At 49.7% G+C, this 15,170-nt stretch carries 13 protein-coding genes; 6 read left to right on the plus strand and 7 right to left on the minus strand.

All coding sequences use genetic code 11. The annotated features are described in order from the left end of the window. Positions 1-349 precede the first annotated feature (349 nt). Entirely contained in the window at positions 350-532 is a 183-nt protein-coding gene (locus KIS29_04350; GenBank protein MBX8639554.1) for a methytransferase partner Trm112, read from the plus strand. 8 nt (positions 533-540) lie between these two features. Here KIS29_04350 and KIS29_04355 read toward each other — a convergent pair whose 3' ends face one another. Continuing rightward, positions 541-1,698 carry a pyridoxal phosphate-dependent aminotransferase gene (locus KIS29_04355; GenBank protein ID MBX8639555.1) on the minus strand — a complete coding sequence of 386 codons (1,158 nt, stop codon included), beginning with the start codon at positions 1,696-1,698 and terminating at the stop codon, positions 541-543. 173 nt (positions 1,699-1,871) lie between these two features. Between KIS29_04355 and pdxS the strand changes: the two genes are divergently transcribed. Beyond that, the gene (pdxS, locus tag KIS29_04360) at positions 1,872-2,780 is read left to right on the plus strand and encodes a pyridoxal 5'-phosphate synthase lyase subunit PdxS (GenBank protein ID MBX8639556.1); all 909 of its coding nucleotides are present in this window, start codon (positions 1,872-1,874) and stop codon (positions 2,778-2,780) included. Positions 2,781-2,825: 45 nt separating this feature from the next. Here pdxS and KIS29_04365 read toward each other — a convergent pair whose 3' ends face one another. Continuing rightward, the gene (locus KIS29_04365; protein MBX8639557.1) at positions 2,826-3,407 is read right to left on the minus strand and encodes a hypothetical protein; all 582 of its coding nucleotides are present in this window, start codon (positions 3,405-3,407) and stop codon (positions 2,826-2,828) included. A 188-nt stretch (positions 3,408-3,595) separates the two neighbouring features. On the opposite strand from KIS29_04365, the gene KIS29_04370 reads away from it, so the two are divergent. Both KIS29_04370 and KIS29_04375 read left to right on the plus strand, forming a co-directional pair. Then, on the plus strand, positions 3,596-4,534 hold the full coding sequence (locus KIS29_04370) for an SPFH/Band 7/PHB domain protein (GenBank protein MBX8639558.1): 939 nt from the start codon (positions 3,596-3,598) through the stop codon (positions 4,532-4,534). Then, positions 4,527-4,958 (plus strand): hypothetical protein, encoded by a 432-nt coding sequence (locus KIS29_04375; protein ID MBX8639559.1) that lies wholly within the window; start codon positions 4,527-4,529, stop codon positions 4,956-4,958. Before KIS29_04370 ends, KIS29_04375 begins: the two co-directional genes overlap by 8 nt. A 73-nt stretch (positions 4,959-5,031) precedes the next feature. Here the strand turns inward: KIS29_04375 and KIS29_04380 are convergent, their stop codons facing one another. Next, the gene (locus tag KIS29_04380; GenBank protein MBX8639560.1) at positions 5,032-6,387 is read right to left on the minus strand and encodes an ATP-dependent Clp protease proteolytic subunit; all 1,356 of its coding nucleotides are present in this window, start codon (positions 6,385-6,387) and stop codon (positions 5,032-5,034) included. Positions 6,388-6,596: 209 nt separating this feature from the next. On the opposite strand from KIS29_04380, the gene KIS29_04385 reads away from it, so the two are divergent. Together KIS29_04385 and KIS29_04390 are read left to right on the plus strand one after the other, a co-directional pair. Then, positions 6,597-7,268: a helix-turn-helix domain-containing protein gene (locus tag KIS29_04385; GenBank protein MBX8639561.1), complete on the plus strand. Its 672-nt coding sequence runs from the start codon at positions 6,597-6,599 to the stop codon at positions 7,266-7,268. Positions 7,269-7,346: 78 nt separating this feature from the next. Next, positions 7,347-8,339 (plus strand): aldo/keto reductase, encoded by a 993-nt coding sequence (locus KIS29_04390; GenBank protein ID MBX8639562.1) that lies wholly within the window; start codon positions 7,347-7,349, stop codon positions 8,337-8,339. A 1-nt stretch (position 8,340) separates the two neighbouring features. Here KIS29_04390 and KIS29_04395 read toward each other — a convergent pair whose 3' ends face one another. From KIS29_04395 to KIS29_04410, 4 genes are read right to left on the minus strand one after another with little or no spacing between them, the layout of a single operon-like run. Further along, a complete protein-coding gene (locus KIS29_04395; GenBank protein ID MBX8639563.1) occupies positions 8,341-9,270 on the minus strand; it encodes an LD-carboxypeptidase in 930 nt (309 codons plus the stop codon). Positions 9,271-9,330: 60 nt separating this feature from the next. Beyond that, positions 9,331-10,275 carry an ornithine cyclodeaminase family protein gene (locus KIS29_04400; GenBank protein MBX8639564.1) on the minus strand — a complete coding sequence of 315 codons (945 nt, stop codon included), beginning with the start codon at positions 10,273-10,275 and terminating at the stop codon, positions 9,331-9,333. A 33-nt stretch (positions 10,276-10,308) separates the two neighbouring features. Then, the gene (locus KIS29_04405) at positions 10,309-11,874 is read right to left on the minus strand and encodes an APC family permease (protein MBX8639565.1); all 1,566 of its coding nucleotides are present in this window, start codon (positions 11,872-11,874) and stop codon (positions 10,309-10,311) included. Positions 11,875-11,933: 59 nt separating this feature from the next. Further along, positions 11,934-15,080 (minus strand): PDZ domain-containing protein, encoded by a 3,147-nt coding sequence (locus KIS29_04410; protein MBX8639566.1) that lies wholly within the window; start codon positions 15,078-15,080, stop codon positions 11,934-11,936. Positions 15,081-15,170 lie beyond the last annotated feature (90 nt).

Consider the following 15,170-nt stretch of genomic DNA (forward strand, 5'->3'; position numbering starts at 1 on the left):
TCACTGTAGCCCTCGGCTGCCCGTTGTATTGAATCAAGTTATTTCCAGTTAATTAACTGAGTCCCGAAGAAATCGTACGAGGACATGGTGTGCCACTCGGCTCGCCCGTCACTCATCACAGTATCAGCGCTGGGTTTCTCGTCACCGTGGCAGCATGGTCATTTCATAAGAGTTTAGAAAGTTATCGATCCAAACACTGCCGGCTGACCGTGAAACGGCACTCTTCGCTCAATGTCCAGATCTTAAATTAAAGTCCGTACACGTCTGCTGTCTATGCAGCCAGGCACAGAACGAATTTGCCGCATTGCCGCACAAAAGACTTTTAAGACTGAGCTGTTATGCTGCAGTTGTGAAAAGAAAACTGATGGAAATACTTGCCTGCCCTGTATGCAAAAACCATCCGCTGGATATCGCAGTAACCAAAGAGGATGGAGGCGAAATTATCTCAGGCACAATAACCTGTTCGAAATGCGGAGGCACGTATCCCATAGAAGACTCTATTCCGAACATGCTCCCGCAAAATATGCGATAAGGGCGAGATCATGTTCGCAGTGTTTTAAGCGCCCTTTCCATAGAATCCAGACCCTTCTCCAGGTTGTTCATGCTAGTTGCATACGATAACCTGAAATGCCTCTCCCCAAATTTGCCGAAGGATGATCCTGGTGTTACGGCGACCTGTGCCCTGTCAAGAAGGAATTCGCTGATGCTCTCTGAATCCATTTCGTAATCATATTTCGGGAAGGCATAGAACGCTCCCTGCGGCTCCACCACATTCATACCTTCAATCTCCTTCAGTCGCCTGACAACGAAGTCGCGTCTTTTTCTGAATTCCGAAACCATCTTTTCAACGGGCTCCTTGGGTCCTCTGAGCGCTGCGACTCCTGCTTTCTGCACAAACGAGGTCACACAGGTAATGGAGTGCGTCTGGATCTTGAGTATGTCCTTCAGGAGGCGCTTATCGGCGTGAAGGTATCCCAGCCTCCATCCTGTCATCGAATAAGTCTTGGAAAATCCATTTACGGTGATAACTCTCTCTTTCATTCCTGGAAAAGAGCCAGGTGAATAGTTTACTGCATCATATATGATCTTCTCGTAAATCTCGTCACTAAGGATGAGTAAATCATGCTCTCTGGCCAAATCACACAATCCCTCAATGTCCTCCTTCCCGGCTACCGCTCCAGTAGGGTTATTCGGCGAATTGAGTATTATCATTCTGGTCTTTTCTGTGATCTTTTCGGCAACAAGCTCTGGTGTAAGTCTGAAACCTGTCTCTTCATCGGCCCTGACAGGCACCGGGATGCCTTCGGCAATTCTCACCATCGGCTCATATGATACCCAGGAAGGGTCTGGAATTATTACCTCCATGTTCCTGTCGACAAGTGCAAGTACTGCCATGAATAGTGCCTGTTTTGTAGGAGTGACGACGATCTCGGAACTTTCCGCATCTATGCCATTCTCAGCCTTCAGCTTCTGTGATATCGCCTCTCTCAGTTCAGGTATACCTGCAGAGGCGGTGTATTTTGTGAAACCAGATTTAAGGGCCTCTATACACGCATCCACAATATGCTGTGGCGTTGGGAAATCCGGTTCGCCTATGGAAAACGAAGTCACATCAAGCCCCCTGGATTTGAGCTCCTTGACCTTGTCAGCCACCTTTACTGTCCCGGATTCAACTATGTTTTCCATTCGTCCCGGCATAACGCTGCAATCATGCCGGTCCCCCTTAAAACATTTCCATGCTGTATTTCGAACATTTGCTGAATTTGTGTAATGCAATTTCTCTTTCATATAAAAAGGGCAGCTCCAAAACATGGGATATATTGATAAAGAAGTGCGTCGTTTGTAAATGTTGACAAAAGGAAGGTGGAATATTGCCACTTAATCTCGACATCTCGTCGTTCAGGCACGGCACCGAATTGATAAAGAGAGGTTTTGCCAGCATGCAGAAGGGCGGCGTTATTATGGATGTCACGAATGCAGAGCAGGCGGCTATCGCAGAGGAAGCAGGCGCTGTGGCTGTAATGGCACTGGAAAGAGTTCCCGCAGACATCCGGGCCGCAGGCGGGGTCGCAAGGATGGCGGACCCTCTGAAGGTCCTGGAAATCATCGACGCTGTAACAATTCCTGTAATGGCAAAGTGCAGGATAGGCCATGTCGCAGAAGCGCTTGTGCTGCAGTCGCTGGGTGTGGACATGATAGATGAAAGCGAAGTTCTAACGCCTGCCGATCCCTTCCACCATGTTGATAAGAAATCATTCACGGTACCTTTCGTCTGCGGAGCAAGAGATCTCGGTGAGGCGCTCAGGAGAATCAGCGAAGGTGCCGCCATGATCAGAACAAAGGGAGAACCCGGCACAGGCAACATAGTTGAAGCTGTCAGGCATCAGAAACTTGTTTTAGGCAAAATAAGGTCACTGAAGGGGATGTCGGAAGAGGAACTGCTGACTGTCTCCAGGGAGATGGATGCTCCATTTGAACTTGTCAGTGAAACAGCCAGACTGCAGAGACTGCCGGTGGTCAATTTCGCCGCTGGTGGCGTGGCATCGCCTGCAGACGCAGCGCTCATGATGCTCCTCGGCAGTGACGGCATATTTGTCGGCAGCGGTATTTTCAAGGCCAAGAACCCTGCAAGAATGGCAAAGGCAGTCGTTGAAGCCACTCTCCATTTTGACGATCCTTCCGTCGTTGCGGAGGTTTCCAAGGGTCTCGGGGAGTCGATGCACGGAGTCGAAATATCAGCACTTGCACAGGAACAGAGGATGCAGGAAAGAGGCTACTGAACAGGCCGTGTTACAAGTTTTAATGATTTCGGTCGATCCTAAATGTCATCTCTTGGGGCCGGGATGATAGGGAAGCAGCAGAGGAACTGCCGTTCTGTACTGCTCATACATTGCACCGTATTTGTGTCTCATCAGCGGCTCCTGAAGGATCCTGAGATACAGGAAATAGCTTGTTACAATTGCAGGCGTAATTATGAATATGGCGATTGCCGACTGGAGCAGCACTCCGAGTCCCACGAGTATGAGCATATAGCCGAAGCCCTTTGGATTCCTGGTGAGTGAATACGGCCCCTCAATAAGCAGCCTCTCCCCTGTTTTCATCTGTGTATATGAGAGTGCCCAGAATATCCACGAACCGCCGGCAAGAAAGAGGAATGAGAACAGTACAAAATTCCAGGGAAAGATATTGAAGTAGGTCCAGGTAAATGCCTGCCCCAGAACGGGAGTCGAGTAATCAACCAGCGCAACGTATCCGAACGGTACCAGCACTGCAACAATATAGACAAGAACCGCTTTTTCAACCGAAGCCATGAATGAAACATGCGACCTTCCCCTCCCTGCATGCCATGCTGTCTCCTTTTTTGCGTTCAGCTTAATGGGAGTTCTGTCTGCCGTCTGTTTGAACATGCGTCATACCATCCGTCAGACAATATGCACAGAACGTTATAAAAACTTAATCTGTGGACCGGAAATTTCAATGGCTGCCGATTTCCAGTACCTCCTTGGTCCCGGATGTCGTACATCATCGAAAAAACCGGTCTCGGCAATGCAAAGACTGTTAAAGCAGTAAATATATCGGCTCCAAGGGATCAAAAATGTCAGGCTCTATCGTGAACACCGTCTTCAGGGAAGCAGTACTCCAGTCCTCAAGCTCGCTTGGCGTATTTGCAGGCGGCATCGTAGTGCTGATCATTGTGCTGATATTCCTTGCCGCAATGATCAAGATCGTCAAGGAATATGAGCGAATTGTGAATTTCAGGCTCGGAAAAGCGCAGGCTGAAAAGGGACCGGGCATCGTCTTCATCATACCCGGAGTGGACAGGCCGGTCCGAGTGGATCTCAGGGAGCGGTTCCTTCAGATTCCCCATCAGACCTGTATTACAAAGGATAATGCTCCAGTCGATATCGATTTTATAATTTACTTCAAGGTGATAAGTGCTGCCGACTCGGTTATTCAGGTAAACAATTTTGAGGGCGCGGCGATGGGAATCGCCACAACAACTCTCAGGGCCGTTATTGGCGATATAAACCTCGACGAAGTACTATCCAAGAGAGAGGAAATTAACGCGATACTCAGAACCAAACTCGACGAAGTCACAACCAGATGGGGCGTTAAAGTCACAAATGTCGAAATCAGGGAAATTCTACCCCCGAAGAACGTTTCAGACGCCATGATACTCCAGATGTCTGCAGAACGGAGCAGGCGTGCTGTTGTAACGGAGGCCGAGGGTAAGAAATCAGCTACAATCACGGTGGCCGAAGGGGACAGGCAGAGCGCCATCCTGAGAGCCGAGGGAGAGAAGCAGGCTGCGATACTCAGGGCGGAAGGCTACGCTCAGGCGCTGAGCACTGTATTCAGTGCGGCCAAAACAATTGACCAGAAAACGCTCACGCTCCAGTATCTCGACACTCTCAAGGCGCTTGGAAGCAGTGCTGCGACAAAGTTCGTGCTTCCTGCTGAATTCACACAGCTTCTTTCACCGATAAAGGCCATGATCCGGGATGCCGAGACGGAGGCAGGAAAGGTTGACTGATGGGGCGCCTCAGAAAAAGGAAAATATTGTAGACAGACTGTTCCTTTTTGGCATACGCCCGTTCATGATTGTCATGGCGCTTCTCATAGGCGGGCTGTATTTCCTGATCTCTGGCGCACTGGGTTCGGGCATTTCTTCGCTTTTTACAGGCGCAGTACTTTTGCTGCTGGGCATAGGGCTGGCATACGGTTTCAAAACAACCGGAACGAGGAAGATAACTAAAAAGTATTACAACAAGGACACTAAAACCGGCAGACAGGGAAAAGCCAAGAGTGGGTTCGGACCGGGTGAAAAGGGCGTTGTCGACGTGGACAACGAATTGTGGACTGCGGTTTCAGCGGAGAAGATACTTGCTGACGATGAAATAACAGTCATTTCGATAGAACCGGACAACGTTACACTGAGAGTGGGGAAAAGGAAATAACTACCGTAAAAGGCGTTCTTCCAATACATTATTCCGGTATTCCGCCCGTAAGGGCTGAAACCTGCGAGAGGAACTATCTGCCGGTTTCCTGCTCTTCTGATGGTCCGGAATCTTCGATCTTCTCAACTTTGATCCTGCCCTCCCCGTATTCGATGACTCTCACCCTTGAATTCTTAGGTACAGGTTTATCTGAATAGCAGGTCCAGTCTTCAGATCGCACATTGCATACGCCATCTTCTCCCGGCACGAGATCGGTTGTCGACCAGCCTGTCGCACCGACCACCCTGTGCGGTCCCACCAGCATCGGGCTGTTCATAAGCGCCTTCCTCACCTTTGAGATATAGACCGCACCGATTATCAGGAAGCCGGCAATGAATCCCATCAGCAGGTATTCCAGAAGACCAAACGGTGATGGGGAATAGCCTGCGGGGAGATGATTTGAGTAGCCGATGCTGTTCCCTGCAAGCAGCCAGGTGCCGAGAAGGCCCAGGAGTATGCCCGAGGTTGCAAAGAGGCCATGTCCCGCCTTCACCTCTATAAATATCAGGACCGCGGCGGCTGCAAGCACCAGTATTGCCACTACGGGCGCTCCTATGACCTCGGCTCCCAGCAGACCGAGGGCAATCATGATTGCCCCAAAAAAAGTGAGAAACAGTGTTCTATGGAACAAATCTATGAAAATAGCCACCGCACCCACTATGAAGAACAAGCCATCAAGAGTTGCATTGCTGACAGTGCTCAGGAAAACATCGAAAAGCGGTTCCTGCAGGTTGTCGACATACGCTCCGCTCAGACCAACAGCCGAAAGAAACTGATCGAAAGTCTGTGCTTTCCCCGTAATGAGCTTTACAGCTGCTGCGGTTGTCGAGTTGTATGCAACATTGCTTCTCGCCATGTTTTCCGCGGCGCTTACATTATAACCGTTGCGTGTGGCAAGTGCTCCTATGTAGGCTACCGAAAAATTTACCACATGCGCTTCTTCCGAAGATGTGCCACCTATTATGTATGGTGTCGACGGTCCGATTACGGATCCGTTTCCCATGTAAATTGCGTTTGTAGCGAGAGCTATGTAACTTCCCGCGGATGCCGCTGCCCCGTCAGGCGGAACGAATGTGAACACTTTCAGGCCGTGGTTTTGCACGTTTTGAATAGACGACACAATGCTCAGCATGTCCTCTAGCAGCCCTCCGGGCGTATTCATCACGATTATCATGTCCTCATGATTTGCTATGGCAAAGGACGAAACGCTCTGGACATAGTTCGAAGCTCCCTGATCGACACCGATGTCAAAATTTACAACTGCCACCAGAGGGGCCTTCGCAGCATCCGGATGAGGCTGAATTATTTGTGCATCGACAACCTGCGCTGTGCTGAGTATGACTGCAAAAACGACAAGGATTACTGCCACACCGTATCTGTATGAAGACATCAGTTGCGAATATAGCTCAATACGGCATTAAATCTATTGATTGTCATCAGCAGAATTACCGTTCAGGCGTCTGTTATGCACGTTAAAGAGCGTATTTCAGGATTCTCATTCATGAAACCTGTCGGATAAGTAATATAAACCGACTGACAACTTGAATTCTGGTATTGGAGTTGGAGCAGAGATCGCGCAATATTGCGAGAGGCGAAAATTTGTCATCTGAACGCACGTTTCCGTTCTTCAGGGGCGGAGATTCGGAAGTAATGAAAATACTTTCCGGCAACAGGAAGAGGATACTTCAGACTCTTTATGTTTTGCCGGCGTCAAGCGTGTCCAGAATTTCGAGAGAGGTCGGGCTTACCCCCAACACCGTCAAATGGCATCTCAACGCCCTCAAGAGGGCCGAGTTCATAAACGAAGACCGTGTTGACAATAAAGCGGTTTTCTACCCAAGCAACTATCTCGACCAGTCGGAAATACTCCTGCTCACTGTCCTGAGTGATGAAAGCTCCAGCAGAATATTCAGGGAAGTCTACGACAACCCCGGTCTTACGCAGAAGGAGATAAAAAATGCACTCGGGCTCACCCAGAACACAACAGGCTATTTTCTCAGAAAGCTCACACACATCGGTGCAATTGACGAAGTACAGAACGGTAAATTCAAACATTATTATCCCTCAAAGAATGTAATAAAGAGATTTGAAGAAAGGAAATCAAGGTCACATGAACTTGCAAATACGCTGATACTCAGGCTGAAATCCAGCGGCATAGAAATCACGGACATAGTGGTGACCGACATCTCATTCAATTTCAGAGTTCAGCAGAGGCATGGCACAGAACTGGTGGAGTTCCAGTCCAATCCTTTCATGCATCTGCTCGGCTGACTGGTTTATGCCTGCAGGAACGTTTTTAGCCTGATTCCTGAGGAATGAAGATTTAAATTGCCACGCTGATACGTCTCTATGAAATATCTGCATCTTCATGGACTGGAAGTCTCACAGCTCTGCCTGGGTACATGGCATCTGCCTCCTTCAACGAAGCAATACACTGACGGCATTCACAGGGTCGACAGGCAGGAGACTGAACGCATTGTCAAGAAGGCGGTGGACCTAGGAATCAGTTTCTTCGACACGGCCAACACATACCACGGCACTATAAGCGAAACCCATCTTCATCCGGAGCATTCGGGAAATGCTGAAAGAATCCTGGGATCCTGCCTGTCCGGATATGAGCGTGAATCGATAGTGATCGCGACCAAGGTAAGAGCGGAGGTTGCCAAGTTCCCGAATGGCGGAGGTCTTTCGAGAAAGCATATTTCATGGCAGATCAGGGAAAGCCTGAAGCGGTTGAAAACCAAATATGTGGATCTGTACCAGATACACTGGGAAGATGAACTCACGCCGCCGGAAGAGACGATGGGTATTCTAAACGACATTGTGCACAATGGTTTTGTTCATTACATAGGTGTGAGCAATCACTCTGCTGAAATGATGACGAGGATGCAAGAGATATCGTTAAGCAGGGGATACGAGCAGTTTATTACAATGCAGGAACCGTACAATATTGCTGAGAGAAAAGTTGAGTACGATAAGATAGCCGTGGCGAGAAAGTACAGGATGGATATGCTTGCATATGTCCCTCTCGCTCAGGGAATACTCTCGGGTAAGTATCTTGAGGGTGTCCCCACAGGTTCCAGGGCCTCGTATATAGACGGGCTCAGGTCTGACGCACGCAGGCTAGAGGGCCTTGCAGCCCGTGTAGCGAGCACGGCCAAAGATCTGCAGATCACCCCTTCGCAGCTCTCCCTGGCGTGGATTCTGAGGATGCAGAAGGAGCTAGGCATTGCAATCGTTCCAATAATTGGAGCCACAAGCGTCAGACATCTTGAGGAGAACTGTGAGGCGGTGAATGTGAATTTGCCGGATGATGTATTCAGGGACCTGCTTGAAACTTGATTCAGGCAAGACATCTCTCGGTTATTGAAAATATTTTCTCATCGGCGTCTATCCTCGCCATGGCGCCCACCGGCAGAACTGTTGTCCGGCATTCATGTCCGAAGTCGTTTATTTTCAGTATCGGGAAGTCATAACTCCGGCTTACATCAAGCAGTATGTCCTCCATCTGACGTACGGGAAATGGCGAGTTCTGCAGGCTGTGGACATATCCGACGACAGCGCCGGAGATTTCTTCGAAAATACCCATCTGTTCCAGCTGATGGAACATATAGTCACAATCGTCCGGTCCGACTGTATATCCCTCCATGAATAAAATGGAATTCCTGCAGTCCGGCCAGTAGGGTGTCCCGGCAAGCTTCAGCAGGCACATTATGTTGCCCCCCACCAGTTTACCTGAGGCACTTCCGCTCCTCACTGTTTTCCTTTCACCTGAGGGATTGACCTCTCCTGTCATCCCATCGATAAGCCTCAGCCTGAATTCGTTCAGATCGTATTCAGACGGCTTCCAGCCGAGTCCCCAGGCAACATCGTGCCCGTGGAAAGTCACGAGCCCCGTCTTACTGTTAATGGAGTTGAGAATGACTGAAATGTCGCTGAAGCCCTGGAAGATCTTTGGATTTTTTCTTATTGTATCCCAGTCGAGATGAGGCAGGCAGCTGTTCGCAGTTCCGCCTCCCTGCGAGCAGAGTATGGCACTGACATTCCTGTCGGCAAACATCTCATTGATGTCTTCGGCCTTCTCCACCGGTTCACCGGCCAGATAACCGTTCACTTTCATTGCATTCCTTCCCAGCACCACCTCGAAGCCCATGTCGTTGAGGATGGCAATCCCATTGTTCAGTCTTGCCACCAGCTCGTTGCTGTTCAGCGGGGCGGAAGGCGTGACAACTCCAATCCTGTCCCCTTTCTTTAGTCTCTTCGGAATTATCATTGTAATGCAATCACATCCATGATAAAAATGGTTATGCATCTGCCCTGACCGGTAACGGATTCAAATGTTCTTTCCCACACCAAGTTCGGTCGCCTTTTCATACGCGATCCTGGCAGCAGCCAGATCCTCTGCTGCAACACCCAGTGATTTAAAAAGAGTTCTTCCGGAACGGGCATTCCGGCGTCTTATGGCAGTACCGGCAAGAAGGTCGCTGAGTTCAGTAACCTCATCCCACTGGAGGTCTCCTGAGGCAACCGCGGCAATAAGTTCCCCGCTTTCCTTCATTGCCTGCGCCTTCAAGTCGGAGACAACTGTTACGCAGGAGCAAACTGTTTCAGGATCTATTTCCACCATCTGAGGTTTGTAGCCTCCCACAGCATTGATATGGCAGTCCTCTTTCACTGATCCGGCATTAATCACCGGAGTCGATGATGTGGTGACACACGTCACTATGTCCGCGTCAGCAAACGAGGGATAAACGGCCCTTACTCCATCGACCCTTATATCATGGATTGAGTGAATATCCTCCATGAAGCTATGCATCCTCCTTTCATCCCTTCCATGCACGATTATTCTCTCGATGTTCCTGACGGCAACCACCGCATCAACCTGTGCGCGCGCCTGGTAACCTGTGCCAATGCAGCCAAATACCTTTGCATTGCGCCGGGACAGAAGATCTGTCGCCAGCCCCGAAGCGGCCCCTGTTCTCATCTGCCCCAGTTTCCCTGCCTGCATCACCGCAACGGGTTCCGGGTTGCGCGTGGAAAAGAGCGTGAGCATGAATGACATTTGCTCTCCAGAGCTGTAAAATGACTTTACAGCCGCCAGCTCCCACTCGTTTGAAATTGCTCCCATTATGCTCAGCACGCCTCCACACTCGATATTCGTGCGCGGAACCAGATGCGCTCTCCCTTTTCCCACCTGTGTGAAGACTTCCCTTAGGGAGGCAATCGTCTCCTCCATTGTGACAAGCCTGGTGACATCGCTGTCTGTCAGATATAGCACGCCGAAATCCCCCGGCTTATGAACGGCACCGGATTATTCTGTGCCGGGCACTGCCTCCGACGTATATTTCGGCGTATCGAATTTGCTGGAGAGACCCGACAGCACTCCCCAGGGATAAAATATGGCAACAGACACGATCACAACGACAAGAGATGACTGATAGAAATTCAGTATGCTCAGCGCACCGGTGCTACCGATATATGTCATTGCAAGAAGGAAAGCAATGTATGCAATGTACCACAGCGAGTTCATGATATTCTCTCGGACTCTGAATGCGATCGCGAATACAACAACACCGATGAGAAGCAGCAGGACGGAATATGATACATAGAGCCATCCGCTCCAGTAAACTATAAGGGAAGCGGCTACAAATGCAACTGGTGCAATCACACTTCCCAGCGGCAGCATTTCCTTGGTCATTCCCTGTCTGCGGGAAACTGTCATTGCTACGGGATTGGCTGAAAAACCTATATAACCGGCCACAACGGAATCTGTAATAAGACCGTATATATTCGGGAGAGGTGCGGCCACGAACGCAACGACCGCCCCAACGATCGCAAGCGCAATGAGGGAGACATAAGGTATGGAATAGGTTTCACTCAGCCCTTTCATGGATCTCGATGCTACTCCTGATCTGCCCATTGCGAAGAGCACCCTTGAACCGCCGCCAAGGTAGATATAGCCGACCACAAACGGACCTATTATGCCTATGATCAGCGTCAGTATAAGCAGCCAGCCGACATTGTAGCTGTCCGCTATTGCGATGAACGGATTCCCGCTGATCGCTCCGACAGACGCCCAGTTGCCCGATACAAGACCAAGCTTTGACCAGTTTATTCCTGTCACGAAAACAAAGTCATAGAGGAGATATATCAGCAGCTGACCTATGACAACAATCACAATTGCCGCAGGCAGCTTTTTTCTGCTCTTCGTCTCCTCGGCATAATCCGGGAGGACTCTTATCCCGCCGAATGCAAACATCGCCAGCGGTATGGCCAGGAAAACGCCGGACATGCCGAACGGTATGAAGCCGTGATATGAGGTCAGGTTTCCCGAATCGAAGAAAACAAAGACAAGGCCGAAGGCAACGGCGAGATAGAGAACGAGTTTCACAATGCCTATTGCCACGGTTGACCGGCCGAAGGCCTTCACGCCGAAGTAGTTGAAGGGTATGAACACAAGCATGAGCGCAACGCCAAGTGCAGCGCCGCCGAAAGTCGGAAGACCCTTGACAATGAGTCCCTTTACAAAAGCACTCAAACCCTCGACGACGGCAAGAGCCTCAACAGGTGGTATAAATATGTACCACAGGAGGTCTGAGAAAGCGTTGATGAGATTCGTCATCCTTCCATGCGTGTACAGGGAATATCTCGACGGTCCTCCAGCTTCAGGATATAGCGATGAAAGCTCTACATAGGTCAGTCCTATGAATAGGTAGAATATGCCGCCTATGAGCCAGGCGAGTATGCTGCCCGGTCCTGCAATCCCTGTCATGCCCGCTGTGCTGAACAGTATTCCGGTTCCTATTGCACCGACAACACCTATTATGACGAGGTCGAAAAAGCTGAGCTCCTTTTTTAAATAGCGGTCCCCCTGCATGAAAGGGGAGATCGGCAACGGAGTATTTCAATGGTGCTGTCCATTACGCTTCTCCCGTTTTAGCGGGAGGAGGCTGACTTCAGCTCTTCTATCTCCGGAGCCTGAAGAATCCCTTCCTTCCCCTCCATAAGCGAACTGATTTCCTTCAGCGCCAGTTCAAGCTGCGTATCAACTCCCGCCCTGTAATCCTGGGGTGAAATCTCGACTTCAATCGTTGGGTCTGTCCCATAATTTTCAACGCTCCATCCCACATCTTTAAACCAGAAGGCATACTGAGGCTGGGTGACAGTGGTGCCGTCGACAAGTCTCAGTCTCGGATTTATGCCTATTACACCACCCCAGGTTCTTGTTCCAATAAGGGGGCCGAGGTTGAACAGCTTGAAGCCATGGCTGAATATGTCGCCATCGGAGCCAGCATTCTCATTTGTAATTGCGACCATCGGGCCCTTAACTGAATCGGGAGGATATGGGACTGGCACCCCTCTCCTCGGTCTGTCATATCCTATCCTTTTCCTCGCGAGCTTTTCAAGCAGCAGTGCCGAAACATGCCCGCCCGAATTGTACCGCAGATCGACTATCAGCGCCTCCCTCTCGACCTCGAGCCTGTATATCCTGTGGAATTCAGCAAAACCGTTAGGTCCCATGTCTGGTATGTGCAGGTAGCCCACTTTTCCGTCTGTCCTGTCATGCACATAGTTCCTGTTCCTTTCCACCCATGTCCTGTATATGAGTCTCTTTTCGTTCCTGAGCGCTCTGACTGTGAACTCCTTTTTCTTTCCGTTACGCATTAGTATGATGTTGACTACATCATCCGCCCTGTTTTCAAGAACGCTCTGCGGGGCCCTGCCGGGTGTGAGTTCTATTCCGTCTATGGAAACCAGAACGTCTCCTTTACTCGCATCCACTCCGGGAGAAAGAAGCGGGGACTTTTCTCCATCGTTGGCCGGGTCACCAACATAAATGTCACTGATAACATATCTGCCGTTCTTCAGCTCAAATTCAGCTCCAAGACTTCCTATGCCGTACGGCGTGTCGGTCCTGTAATCGCCGCCCATCTCGTAGGCATGCGACGTTCCCATCTCCCCCTGCATCTCCCTGATTAAATCAGAAAGCTCGAATCTTGTACTGATGCGCGGTATCAGAGCGCTGTAACGGCTGTATACAGCATCCCAGTTCACACCGCGCATGTCCCCCCTCCAGTAATTGTCTCGCATGAGCCGCCATGTTTCTCTGAACATCTGTTCCCATTCCTTCACAGGATCGAGCCTTATCTTGATCCTCCCGAGATCTATGAATCCAGACTTCCTTCCGGGTCTCCTGTCATCCGCGCCCTCGACCTTCTTTTCCGCGTCCCGTATACTTATCTCCTCTCCGTATTGAAGCAGAAGGTGCGAGCAGTCAGCCGAAACCTCAAAATCGGATAGGTCCTGTGCAAATGTCTCCATTTCCCCGTTAGACAGATCGAAGGACTCAATTTTCCCCTTCCTCCTCTCACGGGAGTACAGCCAGTATTTCTTTGAGCCTTCCACCGGGAAGGAGAGTAAAAAGACCTTTCCCTTCAGCGCTCTTACTTTTCCATAGTCCGCCGATTCCACAGGAAATGCTTCCACCCTTGTCTCAATTGATGTAATGTCAATTCCGAAATTCTTCCTTTTTTTATCTTCCTCCTTCTTCACCGGTGGAGAGATAAAAGGTGATGGCACGTCCTTCCTGAGCGAAACCGCGAATGGTCTGGATGTCTTCTGAAAACCGAGATCAAACATAATCCTGTCATAAGTCGGATCGAGTTCCCTGTCTGATATGAAGAAAAGATATCGGCCTTCAGGATCGAAGGTCGGTGAAAAGTCGTTTGCGGAAGGTTGCGTGACATCAGTCTTCTTTCCCCCGTCTCTTCCTGCAATCCTTATGTTGCTGGCATTGTGTCCCTGCGGAATACTGTACGCTATAAAACTGCCGTCCGGTGACCACGCGAAATCATCTATCGGACCCCAGGCGCTCGAGTCAATCGGTTTTTTCCTTCCTGCACTGTCTGAAATTATGAGTTCATACCTGCTGGTGGAATAAGCAAACAGATCCCCGGCGGGTGAAGTCTTAAGTGCCATAACTGAGCCATCCACGTTTATCACTTTTTTCCGGATGCCGGATCTGTCAAAAATTTCGATTCTCTCCTCACCGTCCTCGTCGCTCACGGCTACAATAAATCCCGATTTCAGGTACCTGCCAAGTCTGTATCGGACGCCGTCTCTCCTGCCAAGCTGGAGCACCGGACCATCCCAGTTCTGCATTGCTAAAAGCTTCCCTCTTGCAACAATCACAAGATTTTTCGCACTGCTGTCCATGCTGCACTCTTCAATGAACTCCTTCGTTTCTATGAATCTCTCTTTTGTCTGTATCCTTGTGGCCGGGATCTCCATCTTGATTTTCTCACTTTTACCGGACGATGGATCAAAGACAAAAAGTTCACCTCCACACTGATACACAATTCTCCTCCCGTCGCTCCCCGCATTTCTGGCAAAGAACTCATTGTGCGAGGTGTGCCTTGTCAGATCCACGCCATTTGCATCAACGGAGTAGATATTTCCTGTTCCCTCGTGGTCTGAGATGAAATACAGCCTCTTTCCTATCCACATAGGTGAAGTCAGATTGCTGTCCAGTTCCAGGAACTTCCTGAATTTTCCGTTTCCCCTGTCATCCTTCCAGAATTTTCCCCTAGCTCCCCCCTTATATCTCTTCCACTGCGGAAGGTCTGTGGAGTTCCTCGCGAGCACAGTTCCGGCACTTCCAAACGCCAATGCTGTCGCAGGTCCAATGTTCATCTTCCTGTAACTGCCTTCTTCCAGATCGAATTCAAACAGTTCCGGATAACGCATGAAGGGTTTGCCGAAATCGCTCGACACAATGAGTCTGCCATCCTTTGACCAGCCTGCAATTGTTGTCAGCACTGAGCCAAAGTACGTGACCCTTTTTACCTCGCCTCCGCCTGAAGGCATTGCATATATCTCTGCAGAAGACTGGGATGAATATCTGACAGCCCTGAAGGCGATATTCTCACCATCCGGAGAAAATTTTGGATACGTGATTATTCCAAAACCACTGGCTATATTCCTCAACGCCCCTGTTCGCATGTCGTAAAGCCAGAGATCGTCGTCACTTACAAAAAGCACATTTTCCCCACTTATGTCAGGATAGAGGCAGTAACTCTTCATGGATGCGGGTATGATTCACTTTGTTTTTAAACATTGTATAAATCGCATGTAAATTATGCATCCTGACAAATTGTTTTGTTAAATGTAATT

Source organism: Candidatus Sysuiplasma jiujiangense (assembly GCA_019721075.1).
GTDB lineage: Archaea > Thermoplasmatota > Thermoplasmata > Sysuiplasmatales > Sysuiplasmataceae > Sysuiplasma > Sysuiplasma jiujiangense.

What these genes read in the sequence shown, in the direction of transcription:
- KIS29_04355 (MBX8639555.1), bottom strand. Translation starts at nt 1,698, where the DNA reads ATGCCGGGACGAATGGAAAACATAGTTGAATCCGGGACAGTAAAGGTG.
- KIS29_04365 (MBX8639557.1), bottom strand. Translation starts at nt 3,407, where the DNA reads ATGTTCAAACAGACGGCAGACAGAACTCCCATTAAGCTGAACGCAAAA.
- KIS29_04370 (MBX8639558.1), top strand. Translation starts at nt 3,596, where the DNA reads ATGTCAGGCTCTATCGTGAACACCGTCTTCAGGGAAGCAGTACTCCAG.
- KIS29_04380 (MBX8639560.1), bottom strand. Translation starts at nt 6,387, where the DNA reads ATGTCTTCATACAGATACGGTGTGGCAGTAATCCTTGTCGTTTTTGCA.
- KIS29_04390 (MBX8639562.1), top strand. Translation starts at nt 7,347, where the DNA reads ATGAAATATCTGCATCTTCATGGACTGGAAGTCTCACAGCTCTGCCTG.
- KIS29_04395 (MBX8639563.1), bottom strand. Translation starts at nt 9,270, where the DNA reads ATGATAATTCCGAAGAGACTAAAGAAAGGGGACAGGATTGGAGTTGTC.
- KIS29_04405 (MBX8639565.1), bottom strand. Translation starts at nt 11,874, where the DNA reads ATGCAGGGGGACCGCTATTTAAAAAAGGAGCTCAGCTTTTTCGACCTC.
- KIS29_04410 (MBX8639566.1), bottom strand. Translation starts at nt 15,080, where the DNA reads ATGAAGAGTTACTGCCTCTATCCTGACATAAGTGGGGAAAATGTGCTT.